This window comes from Bacillus sp. 01N45, assembly GCF_056399205.1.
In genome coordinates this window covers 494,917-516,492 of the sequence record NZ_JBFTQW010000002.1, presented here as the reverse complement: position 1 = coordinate 516,492, position 21,576 = coordinate 494,917, and the positions used below count along the sequence as shown (strand labels likewise).

At 34.1% G+C, this 21,576-nt stretch carries 29 protein-coding genes and 1 riboswitch; of the genes, 20 read left to right on the top strand and 9 right to left on the bottom strand.

The features are described from left to right. From ddlB to AC1DMU_RS06855, 7 genes are all read left to right on the top strand, one after another. Window positions 1-915, top strand: coding sequence for a D-alanine--D-alanine ligase (ddlB, locus tag AC1DMU_RS06885; RefSeq protein ID WP_088063566.1), 915 nt, complete (start codon window positions 1-3; stop codon window positions 913-915). A 72-nt stretch (window positions 916-987) separates the two neighbouring features. Next, window positions 988-1,093: riboswitch (TPP riboswitch) on the top strand. Between the two features lie 122 nt (window positions 1,094-1,215). After that, window positions 1,216-1,905, top strand: coding sequence for a thiaminase II (tenA, locus tag AC1DMU_RS06880; protein ID WP_088063567.1), 690 nt, complete (start codon window positions 1,216-1,218; stop codon window positions 1,903-1,905). A gap of 294 nt (window positions 1,906-2,199) precedes the next feature. Beyond that, window positions 2,200-2,541, top strand: a complete 342-nt coding sequence (locus AC1DMU_RS06875; RefSeq protein ID WP_098133536.1) for a heterocycloanthracin/sonorensin family bacteriocin — start codon at window positions 2,200-2,202, stop codon at window positions 2,539-2,541. A 368-nt stretch (window positions 2,542-2,909) separates the two neighbouring features. Beyond that, window positions 2,910-3,389, top strand: coding sequence for a homoserine dehydrogenase (locus AC1DMU_RS06870; RefSeq protein ID WP_176549881.1), 480 nt, complete (start codon window positions 2,910-2,912; stop codon window positions 3,387-3,389). A 243-nt stretch (window positions 3,390-3,632) separates the two neighbouring features. Next, window positions 3,633-3,758 carry a hypothetical protein gene (locus tag AC1DMU_RS06865; RefSeq protein ID WP_255258668.1) on the top strand — a complete coding sequence of 42 codons (126 nt, stop codon included), beginning with the start codon at window positions 3,633-3,635 and terminating at the stop codon, window positions 3,756-3,758. A 618-nt stretch (window positions 3,759-4,376) separates the two neighbouring features. Then, complete coding sequence (locus AC1DMU_RS06860) at window positions 4,377-4,553, top strand: DUF6877 family protein (RefSeq protein ID WP_170958655.1); 177 nt, start codon at window positions 4,377-4,379, stop codon at window positions 4,551-4,553. After that, window positions 4,550-4,759: a hypothetical protein gene (locus AC1DMU_RS06855; protein ID WP_252196031.1), complete on the top strand. Its 210-nt coding sequence runs from the start codon at window positions 4,550-4,552 to the stop codon at window positions 4,757-4,759. Before AC1DMU_RS06860 ends, AC1DMU_RS06855 begins: the two co-directional genes overlap by 4 nt. 497 nt (window positions 4,760-5,256) lie before the next feature. Here AC1DMU_RS06855 and AC1DMU_RS06850 read toward each other — a convergent pair whose 3' ends face one another. Continuing rightward, a complete protein-coding gene (locus tag AC1DMU_RS06850; protein ID WP_001123250.1) occupies window positions 5,257-5,541 on the bottom strand; it encodes a DUF4183 domain-containing protein in 285 nt (94 codons plus the stop codon). 210 nt (window positions 5,542-5,751) lie between these two features. On the opposite strand from AC1DMU_RS06850, the gene AC1DMU_RS06845 reads away from it, so the two are divergent. The 12 genes from AC1DMU_RS06845 (at window position 5,752) to AC1DMU_RS06790 (ending at window position 13,800) form a co-directional block, all read left to right on the top strand. Beyond that, on the top strand, window positions 5,752-5,961 hold the full coding sequence (locus AC1DMU_RS06845) for a hypothetical protein (protein ID WP_142291749.1): 210 nt from the start codon (window positions 5,752-5,754) through the stop codon (window positions 5,959-5,961). 384 nt (window positions 5,962-6,345) lie between these two features. Next, entirely contained in the window at window positions 6,346-6,942 is a 597-nt protein-coding gene (locus tag AC1DMU_RS06840) for a hypothetical protein (protein ID WP_000122592.1), read from the top strand. Window positions 6,943-7,496: 554 nt separating this feature from the next. Next, complete coding sequence (locus AC1DMU_RS06835) at window positions 7,497-7,649, top strand: hypothetical protein (RefSeq protein ID WP_157639288.1); 153 nt, start codon at window positions 7,497-7,499, stop codon at window positions 7,647-7,649. 220 nt (window positions 7,650-7,869) lie between these two features. Further along, window positions 7,870-8,064 (top strand): hypothetical protein, encoded by a 195-nt coding sequence (locus AC1DMU_RS06830; protein ID WP_080000129.1) that lies wholly within the window; start codon window positions 7,870-7,872, stop codon window positions 8,062-8,064. An 879-nt stretch (window positions 8,065-8,943) separates the two neighbouring features. Continuing rightward, window positions 8,944-9,168: a hypothetical protein gene (locus AC1DMU_RS06825; RefSeq protein WP_000390479.1), complete on the top strand. Its 225-nt coding sequence runs from the start codon at window positions 8,944-8,946 to the stop codon at window positions 9,166-9,168. A 75-nt stretch (window positions 9,169-9,243) separates the two neighbouring features. After that, window positions 9,244-9,669, top strand: coding sequence for a phage holin family protein (locus tag AC1DMU_RS06820; RefSeq protein WP_088063569.1), 426 nt, complete (start codon window positions 9,244-9,246; stop codon window positions 9,667-9,669). An 82-nt stretch (window positions 9,670-9,751) separates the two neighbouring features. Continuing rightward, the gene (locus AC1DMU_RS06815; RefSeq protein ID WP_088063570.1) at window positions 9,752-10,258 is read left to right on the top strand and encodes a YpiB family protein; all 507 of its coding nucleotides are present in this window, start codon (window positions 9,752-9,754) and stop codon (window positions 10,256-10,258) included. Between the two features lie 15 nt (window positions 10,259-10,273). After that, a complete protein-coding gene (locus tag AC1DMU_RS06810; RefSeq protein WP_252196032.1) occupies window positions 10,274-10,720 on the top strand; it encodes an MFS transporter in 447 nt (148 codons plus the stop codon). Between the two features lie 555 nt (window positions 10,721-11,275). Continuing rightward, window positions 11,276-11,692, top strand: coding sequence for a DUF1064 domain-containing protein (locus AC1DMU_RS06805; protein WP_088063571.1), 417 nt, complete (start codon window positions 11,276-11,278; stop codon window positions 11,690-11,692). Window positions 11,693-11,706: 14 nt separating this feature from the next. Next, window positions 11,707-12,387, top strand: a complete 681-nt coding sequence (locus AC1DMU_RS06800; RefSeq protein ID WP_215559072.1) for a 2-methylcitrate dehydratase — start codon at window positions 11,707-11,709, stop codon at window positions 12,385-12,387. Between the two features lie 120 nt (window positions 12,388-12,507). After that, entirely contained in the window at window positions 12,508-13,401 is an 894-nt protein-coding gene (locus AC1DMU_RS06795) for a zinc-finger domain-containing protein (protein ID WP_252196034.1), read from the top strand. Window positions 13,402-13,410: 9 nt separating this feature from the next. Further along, window positions 13,411-13,800, top strand: coding sequence for a hypothetical protein (locus AC1DMU_RS06790; protein WP_088063574.1), 390 nt, complete (start codon window positions 13,411-13,413; stop codon window positions 13,798-13,800). A gap of 264 nt (window positions 13,801-14,064) precedes the next feature. Here the strand turns inward: AC1DMU_RS06790 and AC1DMU_RS06785 are convergent, their stop codons facing one another. The 3 genes from AC1DMU_RS06785 to AC1DMU_RS06775 all read right to left on the bottom strand — a co-directional run bounded on the left by AC1DMU_RS06785 (window position 14,065) and on the right by AC1DMU_RS06775 (window position 16,385). Next, window positions 14,065-14,472 (bottom strand): magnetosome magnetite crystal formation protein family, encoded by a 408-nt coding sequence (locus AC1DMU_RS06785; protein ID WP_088063575.1) that lies wholly within the window; start codon window positions 14,470-14,472, stop codon window positions 14,065-14,067. A 1,304-nt stretch (window positions 14,473-15,776) separates the two neighbouring features. After that, a complete protein-coding gene (locus AC1DMU_RS06780; RefSeq protein WP_088063576.1) occupies window positions 15,777-16,076 on the bottom strand; it encodes a hypothetical protein in 300 nt (99 codons plus the stop codon). An 87-nt stretch (window positions 16,077-16,163) separates the two neighbouring features. Then, the gene (locus AC1DMU_RS06775; RefSeq protein ID WP_000807683.1) at window positions 16,164-16,385 is read right to left on the bottom strand and encodes a hypothetical protein; all 222 of its coding nucleotides are present in this window, start codon (window positions 16,383-16,385) and stop codon (window positions 16,164-16,166) included. A gap of 145 nt (window positions 16,386-16,530) precedes the next feature. Between AC1DMU_RS06775 and AC1DMU_RS06770 the strand changes: the two genes are divergently transcribed. Next, window positions 16,531-16,653, top strand: coding sequence for a hypothetical protein (locus AC1DMU_RS06770; protein ID WP_262366767.1), 123 nt, complete (start codon window positions 16,531-16,533; stop codon window positions 16,651-16,653). Window positions 16,654-17,046: 393 nt separating this feature from the next. Here AC1DMU_RS06770 and AC1DMU_RS06765 read toward each other — a convergent pair whose 3' ends face one another. The 5 genes from AC1DMU_RS06765 to AC1DMU_RS06745 form a co-directional block, all read right to left on the bottom strand. Continuing rightward, window positions 17,047-18,555 (bottom strand): collagen-like triple helix repeat-containing protein, encoded by a 1,509-nt coding sequence (locus AC1DMU_RS06765; RefSeq protein ID WP_476941485.1) that lies wholly within the window; start codon window positions 18,553-18,555, stop codon window positions 17,047-17,049. 123 nt (window positions 18,556-18,678) lie between these two features. After that, window positions 18,679-19,059 (bottom strand): SMI1/KNR4 family protein, encoded by a 381-nt coding sequence (locus AC1DMU_RS06760; protein ID WP_088063578.1) that lies wholly within the window; start codon window positions 19,057-19,059, stop codon window positions 18,679-18,681. A 406-nt stretch (window positions 19,060-19,465) separates the two neighbouring features. Beyond that, a complete protein-coding gene (locus AC1DMU_RS06755; protein ID WP_255788347.1) occupies window positions 19,466-19,600 on the bottom strand; it encodes a hypothetical protein in 135 nt (44 codons plus the stop codon). A gap of 262 nt (window positions 19,601-19,862) precedes the next feature. After that, the gene (locus AC1DMU_RS06750) at window positions 19,863-20,276 is read right to left on the bottom strand and encodes a hypothetical protein (RefSeq protein ID WP_000273070.1); all 414 of its coding nucleotides are present in this window, start codon (window positions 20,274-20,276) and stop codon (window positions 19,863-19,865) included. Window positions 20,277-20,289: 13 nt separating this feature from the next. Further along, the gene (locus tag AC1DMU_RS06745) at window positions 20,290-21,315 is read right to left on the bottom strand and encodes a WXG100 family type VII secretion target (protein WP_088063579.1); all 1,026 of its coding nucleotides are present in this window, start codon (window positions 21,313-21,315) and stop codon (window positions 20,290-20,292) included. Between the last annotated feature and the right edge of the window lie 261 nt (window positions 21,316-21,576).

Here is a 21,576-nt window from a genome sequence, read left to right as displayed (position 1 = left end):
ATGAGAATTGGCGTTATTATGGGGGGAGTATCCTCTGAAAAACAAGTATCAATTATGACTGGAAATGAAATGATTGCAAATTTAGATAAAAATAAATATGAAATCGTACCAATTACGTTAAATGAAAAAATGGATTTAATCGAAAAAGCGAAAGACATTGATTTTGCGCTGCTTGCATTACACGGAAAATATGGAGAAGATGGGACGGTTCAAGGCACGCTTGAAAGTTTAGGTATTCCATATAGCGGGAGCAATATGTTATCTAGCGGTATATGTATGGACAAAAATATTTCGAAAAAGATTTTACGCTATGAAGGTATAGAAACACCCGATTGGATTGAACTTACAAAAATGGCGGATCTAAATCTTGATGAATTAGAGAAGTTAGGATTTCCGTTAGTGGTAAAACCAAACTCTGGTGGATCAAGTGTTGGGGTAAAGATTGTATATGATAAAGATGAATTAATTTCAATGCTGGAAACTGTGTTTGAATGGGATTCTGAAGTAGTAATAGAGAAGTATATAAAAGGTGATGAGATTACATGTTCAATTTTTGATGGAAAACAGTTACCTATTATTTCAATCCGACATGCAGCTGAGTTCTTTGATTACAATGCAAAATATGATGATGTTAGTACAATTGAAGAAGTTATCGAACTTCCAGGAGAATTGAAGGAACGTGTAAACAAAGCGTCACTGGCTTGTTATAAAGCATTGAAATGCAGCGTTTATGCAAGGGTGGATATGATGGTAAAGGACGGAATTCCATATGTAATGGAGGTTAATACATTACCAGGGATGACACAAGCAAGTTTACTACCGAAAAGTGCAGATGCAGCTGGTATTCATTATAGTAAACTATTAGATATGATTATTGAAACTTCATTAAAAGCAAGAAAAGAAGAAGGATTTTAAGAAGCGCTATCATGAATACTTTTGACAGTAACATGAAGTATGTTATGATGAATACAATACGAAAATTAAATATTTATCCACTAGGGGGGCCTATTATAGGCTGAGATCAAATGAGAATTTGAGACTCTTAGTACCTGATCTGGTTAATACTAGCGTAGGGAAGTGGGAAGACATTACTATTTTATGAATAAATACTGTCAATTTCACTTTCTTTACGTTTGTAAAGAAAGTTTTTTTATTTTACAGATTTAATAACTGTGGGTAAATACTTAAATTTTATACTTTATTGGAGGGATTTAAATGACATTTTCACAATCATTACGTCAAGAAGTAGATTCAATTTGGGAAGCTAGTTTTCATCACCCTTTTGTAAAACAACTTGGTGAAGGAACGTTAGATTTAGCTAGTTTTCGCTATTACGTACTTCAAGATTCATATTATTTGAGTCACTTCGCTAGAGTACAAACTTTAGGAGCTGCAAAAGCACTGGAATTAGAAACGACAGCTCGTATGGCACACCATGCTCAAAATACATACGAGGCGGAATTATCTTTACATGAGAACTTTGCGAAGAAACTAGGGATAACACAAGAAGAGAAAGATAATTTTATCCCTGCTCCAACTGCATACGCTTATACTTCACATATGTATCGTGCTGCGTATGAAGGACATTTAGGCGATATCATTGCAGCAATTTTACCTTGCTATTGGTTGTATTATGAAATTGGGGAGCGTTTAAAAGAATGTCAGCCAGAAGAGCCAATTTATAACGAATGGATTTCTGCTTATGGATCTGATTGGTTCCGTACATTAGTTGAAGAGCAAATTACACGGTTAGATACTATCGCTGAAAAAGTGACAAAGTCTGACCGGAAGCGAATGAAACAGCATTTTATTATTAGTAGTCAATATGAATATTCGTTTTGGGAAATGGCTTATACTTTAGAAAAGTGGCCAGTGAATACAGAAGTAGAAGATGTCATTGGATAATGAGTAGGGGTATTGCTATACATAGGTATGGATAATACTTATGTATATGATTTCACAAAAGAAGTATCGCAAAAAGACGCATCAATCTAAGTGCGTCTTTTTTCAATTTATAAAAATGAGCCTATGGAAAAAATAACCTAAAAATAGGTATATGAACAAGGTGCATTATCTAGTGATAGGTCATATTTTGTAGGGGTACGTATTGAACTTAGTTTATAGCGCTATTTCTACTTAGATTTAACGAACAGAAATATAAGAAAGCATTGGAAAAGTTGAAGTTTATAAACGGAGGTAATGAAAATGAATAAGTTTCAACAAGAACTACAAGCGTTAAGCCTTAATGATTACCAATCTGGAAATATTGTGTATTGGGACCAACAAAACCAATATCCATATTACTATATTGAAGATGCTGCTCGTCGCTGTGGCGGTTGTGGTCGTTGTGGAGGTTGTGCAGGTCGCTGTGGTGGATTTCGTTGTGGTGGATTTCGTTGTATTGGTTGCTTCGGTTGTTTTGGTTGTGGAGGTTGTGGAGGTTGTGGCGGCTGTGGCGGCTGTGGTAGTTGTTCTAATTGTTTTAGTGGTTTTAATGGTACTACTGATACAACTGGTACTATTGTAACATATGAATATTGATAAGAGAAAAAAGGAATCCAATAGTGAAGTATTATATAATTTTTATTAAAGAATTTAATAAAAACACATGTAGCATTCAAGTGAAAGAATGATATTTAGATTTTTAGTTGTAAATCAAGATAAGATATATAAAGCAATGACTAGACTTAAAACCTAATCATTGCTTTTTTATATTTTTACCATCAAATAAGGAATCTGTTGCTTCTAGTTAGTGGGTAGCGAAAGCAATTATTACAACTATGTAAGATTAATGTAATGTTAATCGATAGTAAATGAAGATACTTGAGTGTATTTTAAATAAGATTTAAAAGTACTGTTTATTTTTAAAATATTGAGGTAAGTAAAAATCTATTAGGAAGTGTATTAAAATGATTGAACTTAAATCTATTATCCATTCGTACAAACTAAAGAGAAAAATAGCAAGGGATTTATACGGAAACAGAGATGAATTGACACTGTTATTAAATGAATTTAATAAAATGAAACACACAGTAACATGTGAAAAAAAGAAAAATAATATATTATCTCGTTTACAATTAATTTATCAACATATGAAATTAGATAAACGGTATCCTCTTCCAATTACTTTTAATAGTAAATTATTGGATCGATTAGAAAAAGAATCTCTTCATTCTATTGAGGAAGGTATAGCATGTCTACAATTAATGTTAGATATGAATTATGAGAAAATAAAACAATATGGATCGAGTACAAGTAGGTCATTTGTTCCATTATCGCAGTCTTCCATTTGTCTTGCTGATTGTATTTGCATAACTGGATTTGTATTAGGATTACTAGGTGCAATTACATTTGGGGGATTAGTTTTATCTGTATGTTCAATTACATAAAGGTTGATATTTGCAAGAAGGGCACCGACTTAAGGTGTTCTTTTTTAGTTTTATTGTAAATGATAAATATTACATCATTCTTATCGCAACAAAGTAGTTCAGCCCCTAACGGTATGCGTCAAGGTGCTGAAATTTGAGAACCCTTCTTTAATAGATAAATATGATTATCAATCTCTTGCATTATAACACTAGGTTAATTAAATGAGAAACTTAATATTTATATGTAGTTATATAAGTGAGAATGTGAACAAATTTGAATGGGTTATTGCGATTCTAGAGATTGTAAAGCCATACATGGATGAAAAAGATTTTGAGCAAGTAATGTTTAAAACTGTAGTTCTTATGCAAGAGGAAATGGATATTAAATAAAATTGTTATTTCATTGTAAGTAAAAAGAGCACACATATAAGCATGCTCTTCGATAAGAAAGGTAGATCCCTATGAGCGGAGAGACTACATACAATATCGTATGTTCGTTTCTTTTAAATGTGAAGAAAAAGTCAACAAAAGGTCAACGTAAAGTCAATGAAAATTCAATAAAAATACTATTTGGTAAGTACATGTAAAAAAGAGCGCCTTGTAAAGGCACACTTTGTAAAGTTTTTTTCTACTGTCGTGTTTTTTTATAGAGTTGAAAGCTATTATCCCACTTATAAAACTAGGCAGTGGGCTCCAAAAGAAGAACCCCTATCGACCAGTTACTAGGGTGACAGTTAAGAAAAGGAGTGGTACTAAAATAATCATTATAAAAGATATTCTTTGATATGGATTTATATAAAAACGCCCCTTTATAGATATATAGTAGTGTATTTATATTTACAATTCAGTAGCTTTGAAAGTTCATTATTTTTAGTAAAGATTTCACTTGGTCACAAATAAAAGAGCAGCTAGCAAAAGCTAACTGCTTTTATAAGAAAATCGGAGAAAGATAACCATGTGTCTAAAGTATTGACGGAATTTTGAGTTTTATTCAGGAGAGAGAAAGAAATGACATATTTAGAGCAAATAAATAAGCTTTCTTCACAATTACCTTTAGTAGTTCTTCAAGATATTCATAATCATGTAAGAGATTGGTTGGCAAGTGGTGGAGAAGAAAATGATTCGTATATTGGTCAGAAATTACGATTCGCAGAAAATTATCTAAAGGCGAGAGGGACAGAATGAAATGCAAACATAAGTGGATTGACATGGAAGATGGAACAAATGACAAGTTCTGTGTGAAATGTAGCCAAAAGGTGAAACAAATGCAAATTGCATTACCTATAAGTATTTCTATTAGCGTTAGTGCAGCTTTACCAATGGCGAGGGAGAAAATGACTATAATCTCATATGGGAGTTTACAAGAATTTTATAAAGATGAAGGAGTTTAATAAAGAAAGAGGATTCGGAATTCAACCCTTGGGAAATGCAACAAAATAGTTATTTTAATAAAAGAAACCCCGATTGTTTGCGGGGTTTCTAAGGGTAATCGTCAAGTAATGAGGTAATCGACTAATTAACCATATCATGAGTTTTTTTGTAAATGTGTCCGAATAGATAAGGTCATCATTTTGAACAAAAACGCTATTTTATAAAAAAGAGAAGCGCTTAATCAAGACGCTTCTCTTAATGCCAATATACAATAACTATTCCATTATAATGTATAAGCGTAAAATATTTAACAATTAGCTATGTGGTAAAAATTTCATTTTGTATTAGTTTAAAACTAAAAAAGAGCACCATATAAGTGCTCTTTTCAAGAGTGAGTATAAATACCAATCATCCTATAATAGTATATGCACCGCATTATGTAGTTGCTACTAAAATTAACTTCATTTTTTAAAATTAGAGGTTTCTTTTAATGAAACCTCTAAAAAGATAACTAAATTTACGTTATTGTAAATTCGATTGCGATAGGAGTTCCTCCATCTAGGACAGCTCCTCCTACAATAGTAGCAGCTGTAGTAGTCACACCAGTAATAGTATCCCCTGTTTGAATAACGCCATTAATATAAAGTGTTAAAAAAGCATAAGAAGCAGGGAATGTTGTTACAGCACCAGTGTCATCAGTGAAGTCTGTGTTAGCAAAAGTTAAATCTGCTCCAGCGACAGTCCCTGTTGCTGCTGTACTTACAAATCGTCTTCCAGCTATAAAGGGCTTAACGATAGGCATTTATGTTCACCTCTTTTTTGAGAATAAACTCAGACAAGTTTTTTGAAAGTCTTGTCCTGTATTTTATTCTATGTTGTGCTTCTTTTAAAAGATACGGCTTGTATACTAGTAAAAAATTATAATTATTATGTGTTTAATAGATGCTGTATAAATTTAAACAAAATAATTCGTTTATAAGTGAGTAGATCGAACGGAGGGGAACCGTATCGTATGAATCAATTGTCATTTTTTAAAGACATCGATGAAAAGGAGATGCATAGACTTGTGGTGAAGGAGCTGAAAAACTACAAAGCATTGTGCGTCCGGATGAAAAATCAAGAAGAACAGGCTCGAGCGGGGGGCATCGTTCTTTTTCCTAAAATGAAAGGTGACGAAAAGAATCATGAGATACGTGTTAAACAAATTGAACGGACGTTGTAACATCTCTTGATGAAGAGGAACGTAGGATAATTGAAATGAAGGACTTAGGGAATCGAAAGGTTAAAGATTCGTTTGTGTACAACGAATTTATGATAAAGCGTGATCCGTTTTATCATAAAGAAAAAAGTGATATTCAGTTGATAGCTACAGCTGTGGGGATTATATAAACTTAGTTTTGAGGTATCGGAAATGGGATTCTAGTATTTTGTAATGTTGTATAGATTGGTTAAGATGAGGTTGTTCTGCTTTACATGTTATATTATTTCCCTGCCCTGCCAATTGGTAGGGTTTTTTCATTCTATTAAAAATAATAATAGCTCGTCCAAACCTTTTAAATCTATCTTACATAGTATGTAGTAATAAATTTAAAAGGGGGAAACTAGTATGTCTTATTCCTACTATGATCATTGTAAGGATAACAAAAAGAAATATCATGATTGTCATAAAAGTAGTAAGAGTTATGACAAATGTGATAAAAAACATGATGAAAAGCCTTGGGTTAATGTAAAAGTGAATTGTTGTTCTGATGATAACCAATACAATCTTGTAAGAGCGTCTGCTTTTAGAGCTGTGAGCACAGTTAATCAGATTGTGCCAGCAAATACTTTTGTAAAAGTCTTATTCCAAAATGAACAATTTGATTTAGCAAATGAATATAACCCTGCAACATCCATTTTTATACCAAAGACAAGGGGTGTTTATTCTGTTATTGGAACAATTGCGTTCATTCCCAATAATCTAAACGTAAACTATAGAGCGCGGGTAGAAATTCGAGTTAATGGAAATCCAGCAATTGCAATAGATAATGATTTTTTTGGTCCAATAAACTTTGCTAATGTTGTTGCCGTTTCATCAATAATTCAATTGAATGCTGGGGATGTAGTCGAGGTTTTTGCACAAAGTAGCGTAGCTGGAGTTATCTCTACTGTAGAAAATAGTACGCATTTTGAAGCTGCAAGATTTCCGTCTCCAACAGAATAAGTGATATGAAATCCATCAGTAATCTTATCTAAGTAAAGTCACTAATTTATATTTGACCTGCATAAATGCAGGGCTTTTTTTCGATAAAAAGGGAACGTTTCCGGGGATTTCTCAAAACAGAATCAATATTACTCTATATCTATACAGTTCTTTGAAAGAAGAATAGTGTGGGGATAGCGTAGCCCCTTTATCAAAACGTTACCGGAGAACGGGCAAGGGCGGTAAGAATCCGCAAGAAGGACGAAAAGACCAATTGAATTTATATAGTCAGCCACGATGTGTGAGTGTCGTGGCTTTTGTGTTTCTTATTGAGCCTGGTATATTTGCTGGGTTGATTGGTGATATAAACGTTTGATATACAGGTGCTTTAATTATATATAGGGGATTGCTCTTTTTCGTTTGCCCCTTTACATATATTGAAGAGTGTAGGACAGGCTCACTCGCTTGTATCTACCTTATTTCAATACTCATAAGAAACTCTTTATCACATTAAGAGCATCTACTGGCGCAGGTGCTCTCTTTTTATTGAACAAAATGGGGGAGGGTTGTTATAAATGATAGGGCTTAATCCACTCCATGAATGGTGGAAGATGAGTAGTTACACAAAATGGTATCACTACTTCTGGTTGACGCCAATAATTGCAGTGTTTCTCGGAATAGCTTGGGTAGTTTTAACAATCGTTGATTCTGTTTTATTTAAGAAATAGGAATGATGCCGAATGATAAGACCAATATCAATTATCGTAGACGCTGCCATGATCTGGTTGGTGTCTTGTTTGTTGTTAAGGAAAGATAAGGGGCGAGGCAGACTTGCAAATTGGAATATTATTAGTGTAAAACAAAAAACATAGGCTAGTAAACAAGCTGTTTTCAACTTTTATTCATAGAATATGATGAATTCTATTTTTAGAGGAGGGAATCATATCTATGGGATGCAACAATAATTTTGGACATTCTCGAGATTGCAATAGATTTTGGGATGATTTAGTATTTTGCGGATGCGGTCGTAGACGCAGAAGAAACGATTTTAACGACTGTCATTGTAGACGTGACTGCGATTGTGATGAGTGTCGTCGCAGACGTAATCATGACCGTGATCGTGATGATCGTCGAGATTGGTAAAGCCTTTTAAAAGAGTGCATATCTTTATAGCACTCTTTTTTATTAAGATTTTTAATACTTAATAATTTGAAAGGCGCAGTCTCAATTGGATTTAGCGTTTAACAAAACAAACGAACGAAAAAGAAAAGTAAGAATCAAATGATTCCTGCTAGGTGGAGATATAAGATGGATAATCCGATAGTGCTAATAAATTCTGGTGAAATGTAAAAATCTGATTTAAATCCGTTTGGTGTTTTGATTTTAAGGTTCATGTCCCGACTCCCTTAGCTCTTTTTTATCTTACATTGCTATATACAAACCAAAAGGAAGTTCGTAACAAATAAACGAGAAATATTTTTAAATAAAATTTATTTAGCAATCAGCATAAGTAGTGAACTCATGAAAATATAAAAACTTGAACGTGAGGTGACAGGTGAAATGTAGATGGCGAGACAGCGTAGTCCAGACCGTGATAAAGTATTTGGCTTAGTTACATAAAATAGAAGATATGAGTAAGTGAAGAAACGGCATAAAAAGAAGCGTAATTCGTCAAAGGAACATAATGATCCATTACCATCAAGTTAAGAAATTTATTGTTTCCGATTAATAGTAACGTTTTTATGTGATTGTTATTGATTTTAAAAAATAAAAAATCGCCTTATTTAAAGGCGATTCATAATTTATTTATAAGAGATTACATTAATAAACAACAAGATAGCAACGTTAGAAGAGTTAGTTCGAAAATTAATAAATGAGAAATCAGAGCAGCCGTAAGCTGTTTTTATTTTGCACAAAATACGGATTTTGTATGGGATTTCCTGCGATAAATTCACCATGAATAAGGTTGTCTCATATCATGTAAAGATTGCTTTATTAAGATGATAAAAGGATGTGAACGTATTGGAAGATGTTTATGTGAAAATTGATAGTTTAAAAGCAGAACAAAAAGAAATCATGCGAGATATTCGTAATTTAGAAACCCGCACAACAATTAATGAGAAAGACATAGCAACAATTAATAAGCAATTAGAAAAGATTAGCATGAATACAACTTGGATTTTGCGAATTATTATTAGCGCAATCACTATGTCAGTTTTGGGTTTAATATTAAAAGGGATGATTTAAAATATAAAAATAAAAGTACTTATTAAGAGAGGGACAAGCGTCTCTCTTTTTTTATTATAAATAAGGAGTGAAAAGATGGATCGTATGGATGTATTACTGAAAGCATTTATAGTTTTATTCGGTGGCTTCTGCGGATACTTTTTGGGAGGACGGGATACAACGTTGAAAGTTCTTGTTATTATGGCAGCAATTGACTATATTACCGGTGTATTCGCAGCAGGAATTAATGGAGAGCTAAAAAGTAAAGTTGGTTTTAAAGGCATCGCCAAAAAGGTGGTGCTTTTTCTTTTGGTCGCAGCAGCCACACAAGCTGATGCAGTTATGGGAACAAACAGTGCAATTCGTGAAGCGACGATTTTCTTCTTCATTGGGAATGAATTACTTTCACTTTTAGAAAATGCAGGTCGTATCGGAATCCCTTTACCATCAGCTTTAACTAATACGGTTGAAATTTTAGATGGGAAACAAAAACAAACGGAGAAAAAAGGAGTGGATCAATAATGGGACAAATAAGCAGCAACGCAAAAAGAAAATTGGAATGCTTGGATAGAAAAATTTGAAGGATGGAAAAGGGGGTTACTGCATGAGCATCGTGTCGGTTGAGAAAAAGCGTGAGTTTATTGAATGGTTCAAAGAGCATTACAAAATGAAATGGAGAGAGTGCCTTTGGATTTTGGAATATTTACTGAAAAATGAAGGGGCATTAAAAAGGGTTCATTTTGTAGAACGAGTTAAATTCGATAAACCAATTTCATTGTTTATGTCTACGCAATGCACAAAAACAGTACCATTTAAATTTTATAAAAACAATTTAGTTTCTGATGATCCAGACAAAGCTTTTGATCAGATCCGTTTTAATCAAAAAGAAACAATTTTTATTGAATTAAACTTCGCTGATAAATCCAGATATCCGTTATTCATTGAGGTATTAGAAGGTGAAGTATCTGATGAAACAGATATACCTTTTACTGAAAGATTGGAACTAGCACAGGTAGTTAATGATTTAGAAAAACTCGCCAAAGCACAACTTATCGATCATGCACTAGACACAAGAAACGAAGAATTGTTCCGTAAGTTGATTGCGAATTAAGGGAGAGGTGGAAGAATGGTGATCCTTTACAAATTCAAACTCACAACTATTTTCGAACATTGGCCAAATGAAGAATTTGTAGTAGCGGAAACGGAAGGAAAAGCAAGATTCCTGTACTGGCAGAAGTTCAGAACAAGATTTCTAACAATGCCAATGGTTGAATTTATGAAGTTTGTAAAGTGCGAGAATGAAGGCGTTTTTGATATCAAGCGCATGTACAGCGCAGAGAAAGCTTTCAAGAAAATGCAGAATTATCGCAACCTGCATTTCGCTTACATGGGTATGCGAGTAAATATAGCTGGCATGTGGGGTACGATCGTCGGAAACTGGAAAACTCATTTGTTCGTTTTGTTCGATGGAGAAATTGAGAAGCACAACTGTCATCCTTTTTGGGAAATTGCTTACTACGATGATGAGGGGAAAGTGGTGCAAAACTACCAAAAAGGAGAGTATGCGGTATAAGTAAAAAAGGACGAGCAGTCGTACCTGCCGTCCTTTATAGGAGAAAAATTATTCTGGATTAGAACTACGAATAACCAGAAAACGCGCTTTAAAACAGTGTTGTCAAAGATGTAATAATCTATGCAACAAAAAGCTTAGTCGGAATTCAAAACACCAAATGGCTTGCATTGGCAACAGGCTCAAAAGTAGTATATGTAAAATGAAAAATTCCATACAAAAAGCAGACAACATTTTCGGTTGTCTGCCAGTTAGTCGAATGAGTTAGCTAATTGTGATAAATTGCATTCCCATTGCGAGAAGAGTGAAGCTGCTAGTTCAAACAGCTTGTTGGTATTATTTTCGATATTTTTAAAAACATACAGTAAGAATTAGAAAAGTGATGAACCAATCTGCCTCTTACTGTAAAAGAAGGAAGTACCAGCCGTGGAGTAAGCGGCTTGAAAATAGTATGTATTGATTTTTGAAAAATATTCAAGGGGTGAAGAAACATGGAATGTGCACAAAATACTGTATATAAAATCACTCAGTTAATTAGTGAAGCGAAAGAGAAAAGTTATGAGTAAATATAACAATAAAAAAGTTAAACTAGACAGTCATGTATTTGATAGTAAAGCTGAAGCCGATTATTACTCCGGATTAAAAATACGGCAAGCTGCAGGTGAAATTACCAGCTTTGAATTACAGCCAAGATTCACTTTGCAGCCAGTATTTATAAAGAACGGCAAAAAATATCAAGCAATTACATATAGTGCAGACTTCATGGTCTATTTGCCGAATGGTGATGTGGAAGTCGTAGACATAAAGGGTATGGTTACCGAAACATTCGCGGTGAAAAAGAAGATGTTCGAATACAAGTACCCACATTTACAACTCATCTTGCTAAAACATGTGAAGAAATACGGTGGCTTCATCACGCTAGATGAGTACAACAAGTTAAAACGTGAAGAGAAAAAACTAAAACAAGCAAAATAAAGGGAGCGGATTATATGTCATATATCGAATTCAAGCCAACGTTAAAGAAAGTAAATCTTAAGCCTGATGGGAAAAAAGAAATTGTGTTGGAAGTAACGGATTCATCATTACGCGGTAAGTTGGATGTACTTTCAGAAATGATTGATACGAAGGTATTTATCTCACTGGAATCCATGCAGGTTAATTTCAATGTTACTGTAAATGCGAAAACGAACGAACCACTAACACAGTATGAAGTTGATGATAAAGGTGTTGTGAAAGAAGTAAAGGCATCGTTTGAACAATTAGAAGCTGATTTCGATATTCCAGAAGAGAAAATTCCAACTCGTGAAGAGAAAGAGCAAGCAGATCGTGAAATTGTAGATGCGTTTATCATTAGTGGCCTTGCTCCAGGTTTAGATGATTTACCACATGATTTTGCTTACATCGTGAAACGAAAACTTGAGGGAGAGTCTTATCTGAAGTTAGCGAATGAGCTGAAAATTTCTAACGTGAAGCTAATTGAAATGATCGATGATTACCGCGCTCGTATAGCACCGATGGCAATTAAATGGCACGAATGGAAAGAAAATCAGCCAGATGTAGCAGAACAACCAAAGGCAGAAGAGAAACCGAAGGAAGAAACAGAGACAGAAGAAACGGTTGTAACGGAAGAAGAACAGGTGCAAGAAAAAGAATCGCAATCTTCTGAATAAAGTAAAGCTGCAGATGAGGATAAACCTTTTGATGAAAAATTAGAAGACTAATAAAAGTAGGTTGGTAGTATGACAAGTTCGTTGTGCTACCTACCTTTCAATCTCATATGGGGTGATGGATTGAGCAAAACGGAGAAACGTCAAATCCGAATCAGGATTTTAAATATACAGGATGAACATTGCAAAGGCTGTAAAACTGTTCCGAAATCAGTTGGAAACAATTATGCGCTAGCACGGTGGTGTTCAGAGAACTGTGAAATCGGTGAAAAACTAAAAACATTAGGTGAAAGCCTACTCGAGGGGAGAACGGAACATATGGCTGAACAAAAAAACTGGGATCAAATTTGTGCAACTGCTGAAAAATTACGTGCTTCTGATGAAAAAAAATGGACTTGGGGGAAAATCGGAGCAGAGTTCGGAGTAACAGAAGGCAATTTATATTATCACGTTGCAAAAAGACGTGAAGCAAATACAGCGCCTGATAAGTGTGTGGGCGCATCAAAGAATCCTCAGAACACAAAACCATCACTACAACCTCAAAACGTTGAGAAAACGATTTATGAACCGTTAGATTTTAAAGTTATAGAAGAGGATTATTTAAAGAAGGTGACGGAATTGGATTCAGGATGGAAAGTACAATTAACTGAATTAATAGATGAAAAAAATACACTTCAAAAAGAATTACGTGAAGTATCGAAACTGTATGAGGACCTCAAAAAAGCAAATGACATACTTGCAAAAGAACATATCGCGGAAACAAAATTACGCTTGGAAGCAGAAGATGCACTAAAGCTCATGCAAGATCAGCTACAATCTCGTGATGAGGATTACAACACAGTACTTAATGAATTTAATGCAATTACGGAAAAGAATCATGAATTAGAGCATGACCTTCGAAAAATGCATATCCAAGTTGGTGCTGCAAATGAAACGGCAGAGATGGAAAGAAAGCATCGTATTGAGCTACAAGGTAAAACACAAGCGCTTGGTATGGCGCTCAAAGTAGTTTTATAGGTGAGCGATATGAAACTGACAAAAGAAGAACGAAAAGAGCTCACATACCAAATTGGTGACATTATCGAACAGAAATGCAGACGTTGTTATTACAATCGCACATCAAACGAATGCTTCAGTATTAATGAGTGTAAAGCATGCCCGACTGGTGATGAGTTACGCCAGTTGGGTAGATATTTTGATACACAGCCTAAAAAGAATGGTGGACCTAGAAAGAGAATTCCAGTTGGATTAACACCTGAAATCGTAAGGGATTTGAATAAGCAGGGAATTCCGGATACGGAAATCAGCATTATGTATGAACGTAACTTTACTTATGTTGGAAAGCTCAAGAAGAAGTGGGAAAGTGAAGGGAAATGGAAAGGTCCAACTGATATGAGAGAAATCAAAAAAGGCTAGGATTTCTCCTAGCAATCAAGCATAAGTCGTATGGAAAGGACGTATTGTGCAAACTGGGTATTTTCAAGTTCATTATATGACGATTATCGGGTAGGTAGGTTGAATTGTAGCAATCTTTACGCAGGTTTTACATGATATTAAAAATTTTGATAAAGACCAAATTTGAATTTTATTAAAAAGAAGAAACGGAGGAATATGCAAAAGACTTTGAAAGGTCCATAAAAAAAGAATTCAGTAAAACACTGAATTCTTCTACATGTATTTTTATTTGTTAATCCATTTAGAAATAATAGGATAATGAAAGTCTTTTTCTTGTAGTACATATAAAATTCCTTTTATAGGTCCGAAAATCAATAAAAGAAACAGTATTAGATATAAAGGAGCTACCCCGAAAATAATCAATGCGTTATTTGAAGCCAAGTCTAAATTAGACAAAGATAGTATTAAGATTCTTGTTATGAAAAGATTCCAAATGACTGTAATTATCCAAATGAATAGTTGGTAAAAAACAGCTTCAAGGATATTTTTTCGAATGTTTTCTGATTTGAATATAAAATAAAAAACCAATGGTATATAAAAAATTGTGACACTAAAGAAAATAAGAATAAAAAAAGATAATAATGTAAGAAAATGCATAATTAATTTTATGTTCTTTTCTTGAGTTAGGATCATTAAGGTTCTCCTATATTTATGAGATTTATTGTGCCTATTAAAATATGTACTGTTGATAATTATAACATGAAAATGGATTGTAATAGAATACTGCATAAAAAGAACAAGTAATAAATTAAACAAAAGCGTTATTTGAATAGAAAATGGCAGGTAATTGACTAAGTTACCTGCCGTGATCCAAAACAGTACGGAGGAACAAGCTCCGTTTTGAAAGAGTGTAGTCATGGGAAGTTGACTTACAGATAGTATGTGTAATGTAAAAAAATTATTTGTAAAGGAGAACGAAAAAAGAGTACATATCAAATATGTACTCTTGAAAAAAGGAAGTGTATATAAGTGATGAAACACTATACTACAACATATGCTTGTCTCATTTAAAAGTGCAAGGAATAAAACAAAATAGTTATTGTATAATGACAAAAATTAAAGAACCTGTTAGCTATAACAGGTTCTGTGTACAAGGAGTTCAAGGAATACAAGGAAACTGGTCTAGAGAAACCTGTGTATTCTTTGGCTTAATAGTAATGTATTCAAAGCAAACATAAAAATGAATAAAAGTTAAATAGAAGCCTTATTTAATAAAATAATCGCGTACAAAAAATGTACACGATTATATAGAAACTATGTCTTGCGTGCTCATTGTATTGTATGTCTATTGTATGTAAAACGTGATACATTGCAATACATTAAAAGAGCACTTTTAGAAGTGCTCTCTGACCAAAACTAATAATGAAAAAGAATACCCAAGATATTATATGTATATTTTTTAGATAGGTGTAATTTTAAAAAAAAATCTTTCTATTACACAACAAAGCAGCTAGTTAACAAAACTAACTGCTCGTTGTACAAAAGAAACGCTGCGCTTACAGAAATAGTTTGTAACTTTAAGTTACAAAAATAGTATGAACGTGGTTAAAAAAGTTATTCAGAAATGAAAGAAAACAAAATAAAAAAGAGCACCATGCATCAGTGCTCTTTAAGATAGGAGGTAACACTTTGAGCTGGATGTTTAGGTTAAAAATATATGACGTAGAAAAGAAATAAGACCTAAAATTTCTTTTCAACTCCATACAAAAGAGCAGCTAGCAAAAGCTAACTGCTCGCCCAAGGAAAACAGAGAAAGGATAACCATGTATCTATAGTATTTACGGAATATTGAGTTTTATTCGGACAAGTCAAAGGAAAGAACTGTATATTATTGCTTTTCGGACAAGTCTCTTATAGTGACAGTTACTGGCTTCATGTGTAAGAACTACACGTGTATCTTGAAAATAATGATTATTTATCCAAATGTAAATTTACAATTAGAGTAGAATCGCATCAATACGCTCGCAGTTAACTACAGTGATATCTCCATTTTCACCTATAAATGTAGCAAGGCATGATTTATTATGGAATCCTACAAACATAGAAGCTTTTAATACTGTGCCGTTAACTAAAAGTTGTTTTATTTTTTTTCCTAAGTAAAATGTTTCTAAAAGATAGCAAATATCTTTAGAACTCTCTTTGGGGGTTGAGATAAAAGAAGGTCGGTTATTTGGAAGAGATGTTAGATTAGGATTGAATACTTTGGGGATAATAGCATAGTTTATGAAAACTGACATTTTTTTGACTCCTCTTTTTTGTAGTTTATATTGAAATATGCTTATGGAATTGTGAGGTAGGGCTTTTTTCAAAGCCCCATCTTTACTCTACTCAGCTTCAATTCTAAGTGCTTGAATATCACGACAGTCCAAAATAATAATAGAGCCAGGTTCTGTTGTGTTATCCACAAATGTTACACAAAAATTATCTGGATTAAAGTTAGTAAAAATAAGATCCTCTAGTGTTGTTCCTGTAAGGAAAACATCTACTTCTGTACCTAACTGTAATCTTTCTAATTGTTCGCAAACACATTTTGTATGCTCAGCCATATAAAAAACCTCCTTTCCTCGGTTTACTATTAATATATGTATAAATTAAATAGAACGATTGGAGTAATAGCTTAATAATACTAATTATTTTGCTAGTTAATATGTTTATAAAATAATCCTTTTAATAGAAAGTGAAGTTAGGAAAATGGAAGATAACGTAAAGCTTTTAGGTGATGACGGAATGTTAGGAATGGAGTTCAAGAAAAGAAAGATTCGTGTTTATAACACAGAAGGCGATGTGATGGAATTACTTTCTACGAGAGTGTAGACTCAAGAAGTCATCGATTTTCTAGAAGAATGCAAAAAGAAAATGAAGTAAAAGTTCATTAGAGTAGATCGAACGGAGGGAAACCGTATCGTATAAATCAAAAGGAAATTCCAGATAAGGAAATCAGTATTATGTATAATCGTAGCTTTACCTATGTTGGAAAGCTCAAGAAGAAGTGGAAAAGTGAAGGGAAATGGACAGGACCTACTAATTTGAGAGAAATCAAAGGGGGTGGAGCGAATGCCTGAATTAGTTGATGTAAAAGCCATGTCGGATATCGGATTTGCTTAGTAACAAAAAAGCCTCTCCAATCAGATTTGAAGAGACTTTTCTTTCACATATCATAGCAATTTAGCTCTTGTTAAACTAGGATTTAAGTTCATTCTAAGATGTTTATGGCGTACCGATAGTTACTGCCAGCAATGCAGCAATTCTATCTAAAGCTTCCTGTACTGTAGTAGGAGGAAGAGGAGCCCAGTTTGCTGGATTAATAGGTGTATAGGCTAAATCGAAAGCATCATCAACTCTAATTAAAGATGTACTTGTTCCTATAAGATTTATTCGGGAACGAATAGGTAATGAATCAACTGTCGCTCTGACTCTTGTAATAACGTTATTATCGCCGTTGACAAATAAATTCCCTGAATTAGGGCTGGGATTGAGGATGTTTTCTGTAATAGCAAAACTGGTTAAATTTAAGGGGTCAATTGGAATGTGACCAGGTAGCACATTAATAATGACATTACCATTTATTCCTCCACCAACTAAGTTGACTTGGGTATCTGTGGTTGCTTGCGAATTAATAGTAATATTGCCACTAGAAACGAACGAAGCAAACATTGCCATGTTAATTCCATTTTGAGTATAACCAGCGGATAACATTGAATCACGGATATTCACTTGATTCACAGTAGTCGATAAAGCTGTGAATATAGGAGTAGGGGTTATATTAACGCTAACAAAGAATAATTTACCTGAAATACTTTGTGCCGCTTGAAAGTTAAAATCAAGAGGCGCACTTAGTAATGTCAGATTAACAAACCCAGATCTAGGATCCTGGGAAAAGTTCAAATCAAACCAAGACGGATCATTTATATCGAAAGGAATTTGTAATCTAGTTAATAAAGTACTAGTTCCTACTAATTGAACGTTAGCTTTTAAATGAATTAATGGTTCAATATAGTTACCAGGTCCAATAGAGATAGCATAACGTTTAGTTATATTTAAAGGGTCCGGAAATGGGGCAATAGCATCTGTTATTGATGCCATTGCTGCAGTCACTGTTAAAAATGGTGCGCATTCAGAACCATCAGCAGTAGCGTCATTACCAGCTTTGTTTACATAGACGATTTGAGTGAAAGTTGGTAGGGGTTCTATACATCCAGGTCCAGTAGGCCCAGTACTTCCAGTAGGCCCAGTGATCCCAGTACTTCCAGTAGGCCCAGTGATCCCAGTAGGCCCAGTAGGCCCAGTAGGCCCAGTGATCCCAGTAGGCCCAGTAGGCCCAGTAGGCCCAGTAGGCCCAGTACTTCCAGTAGGCCCAGTGATCCCAGTGATCCCAGTAGGCCCAGTACTTCCAGTAGGCCCAGTGATCCCAGTAGGCCCAGTACTTCCAGTAGGCCCAGTGATCCCAGTAGGCCCAGTACTTCCAGTAGGCCCAGTGTCCCCGGTAGGCCCAGTGGTTCCAGTAGGCCCAGTGGTTCCAGTAGGCCCATCGGTAGGTCCAGTAGGCCCAGTAGGCCCGGTAGGCCCAGTAGGCCCAGTAGGCCCGGTAGGTCCAGTAGGCCCAGTAGGTCCGGTAGGCCCAGTAGGTCCGGTAGGCAGTGTGAATGGTGGAATAGCTGGTAAAGTAGGTCCGAGTAAATCAGGATTTATTGCAGCAGAAGATAAAAACTCGTCCAATATAATTCACCTCTAAAAAATTCGTATTACTAATAGTAAATGCAATAATAAAGCGATGCGATATGGACAAGCGAATGTATTTTATAAATTTAACAAAAATTTCATTTAATAAGTATTCAAAAATCAAAAAGGAGCTATTTTAATTGTCTCTTCAATATCTAAATCTCCAAAATCCACTGTATATAATCCGAATCCTTCTTTTCCATCTACATATAGTAATGCTTTTCCGCCTTCATCATCACCGATTGCCAGTGAATTTGGTATATATTTTTGAATATCATGTGCTTCATTCATCTCTATGCAATCAGTAGGGCTCCAAATACGTATGTAAAGTTCATTTTGTACATTAATCTCTGCATTTGTACAATGTTGGATTACTTCTAAATAATCTAATGGTACATCTATTGATGAGAACTTTTGTAATTCTTGAATGGCCTCTTTACTCGCTGGTGATTCCTGAGCTTCTAATGTGAAGGCTTCATTTAATTTTTCTAGAATATTCATTAATAATCAATCCTCTCATACTTTACTTTTAATTTATCAAGAGGAACTGTTAAATGCTCATCAAAAGGTATCATTGGCTCAGTTTCAGGTGAATCCCATGGGCGTCTTGAATCAACTGTCTTACGATGTACTGTTACATAATCTGTTTTAAAAATTCTTTCAAATCGAGATTCAAAGTATTCTTGTTTTGAAATTATGTAGGAAAGGGAAGAGATTGTAAATATAAAATACAAAAATGAAGACTATGTGTATGTGAAATATGATATAAAGATGTATTCAGACTCTGGAAGAACAAAATTAGTTGATTTGTATTCAGAACAGTTTGCTGAAAGATATAGATAATACTTTTCTTTAAAATAAAAAACTGAACTAGGTAATTTCCTAATTCAGCTTTTTTAACATGATTTCACCCATATAGAATTTTTCTACCAACAAAATTAAGCTTCCACTTTTTACAAGAAGGACATAAATATAATTCAATAACAACAATACTGTCCTCAACTAACTCTTCAAACTTATCAAACGGCATTGTATCAACCATTTTATATACATCCATTCATTCACCACATTCACACTTCGCACTTTCTATAGAACGAGAATTAAATACTTCTAAAGCATTATTACATAAGAAGTAAACCAATTCATGTGAAGGCTCTATTTCAGACGCTTCAGCTTCACGCCATACGCTTCTGGGAATCTCAGGTGATACACTTACTAGTCAATCCTCTATTATTTGACGCCAATCGAATAATAGAGTTCGTTTTTATTTAGTTTAAACAATTCTGTTTCTAAAGATATAAATACTAAGACTGTGTATTTTGTTGTAAAAATGCTTCTAAAATTCTTTTAACTGGCAGACTCGATTTTTTCAGTAGACTCTCTGCTTTATCCATTATTTGCTTGTTGGAAGCGATTATTTTTTTATATTCTTCATTGTTAAAAGAACGCAAAGAGTCTATTACATATTCAGCTAATTCATCATTCGCATTGAGTAAATCTAGTAATAAATTGAATCCATTCATCCCAGTATCTTCATCTATACAATATACTAATCTAATTTTATATTTATCATCTCTGTCCTTTAGATTTTGAAGCAATTTATCCCAATCATTTTCAGTAAATTCACTTATCAACTCTTGTACATACATAAATTCATCATCATAGAAGTAGTTATCTGAGCTATTTTCAGATAATACTGCATCTACTTTTTCATACATTTATGTTCCTCCTCTATTTGGTAAATCCACCTGGTAATGGTGCATTAATTTGACCTGTTGGATATCCACTAACCACATTGTCACCTATTTTTATTACATCAATTTCTACGCCGTCAATAATTTCCCTATGAAAAGTTGCTCCATCTCTCCCTCTAATACCTAACGGGGAAGAGTTACCTATATCAGTTATACTATCTAAAATCTTTGTATCACTCCAACTATCTGGAAATATTGTACTATTTTTTATTTTAGCCAATTTCCCGTCAGGGAATTGAGTCGTATATTTGATATCTTTCGTACCATTTGGATTGACCTTAATCGTCTCTGTAGCATAATTAGGATGACTATTTTTAATATTTGATGAATGTCCTCCAATAATTTCATTTTTATTAGGATTTTTTCTCTGTCCCAAAAGAATTTTCTCTTCCATTTCGGATGAAATAATTGACTTAGTCCCGCTGGCTTTCCCAACAGGTACTTTTTTAGCTGTATTTACAGCCTCAGTAGCCTTAGCAGTCATTTTAACTCCTTTTCCTACTTTAGCTATCTTTCCAAAGGGTGTAAGTCCGGCTACAGCCATGACACCTGCTCCAGCACGTTCCCACCCCGAAAGTTTTTCGCCAGTAGATGGATCAATACCATCCCAAACACGACGAACATCATACTCACCACTTATTTCACCCGCTATATCCCTAGCTAGTTTTTTACCATCAAAACCCTCTTTTTCTGATGATAGTGGTCCACACATTGCACCTTTTTCCATTGTAACATCTTGATTATCTGTATTGCGGAATTTTTCGGCAATTCGTTTCAAATCTTCTTCCACTTGTATAAGTGAATTGATAGATGTAAAAGCTTTTGGTCTCGCATCATTGAACATTTGAATGAATTGTTGATTAGAGGCACCAATCCATTGAAAACACAAATGATCAATTTCATTACATAAATTATTATGTATAGATTCTAATGCGATTCTGGTATTACTTGCACGATTTGCGACTTCTTCTAGCATTTCAGGTGTTACCTTGATTTGAACCATTTTTTTCCTCCCTTTCCCAATTAAAATTATGAGACAAAAAGAAAAAAATGTAAATACAGAAACTTTAGATTAATATAATAATATTCGCGTGAAATAGAATCCGCTTAATTGTAAATGAAGCCTATATATGTTAAATATTCCCTTACAAAAGAATAGTTTTATTAAAAAAACAGTCCTGTTGGGCGGCTTTTTTATTTATTTCGTATTAAGTGGGATTAGCTGAGGAATATGGGCACCAAGTAGAAATGGATAAGTTGGAGT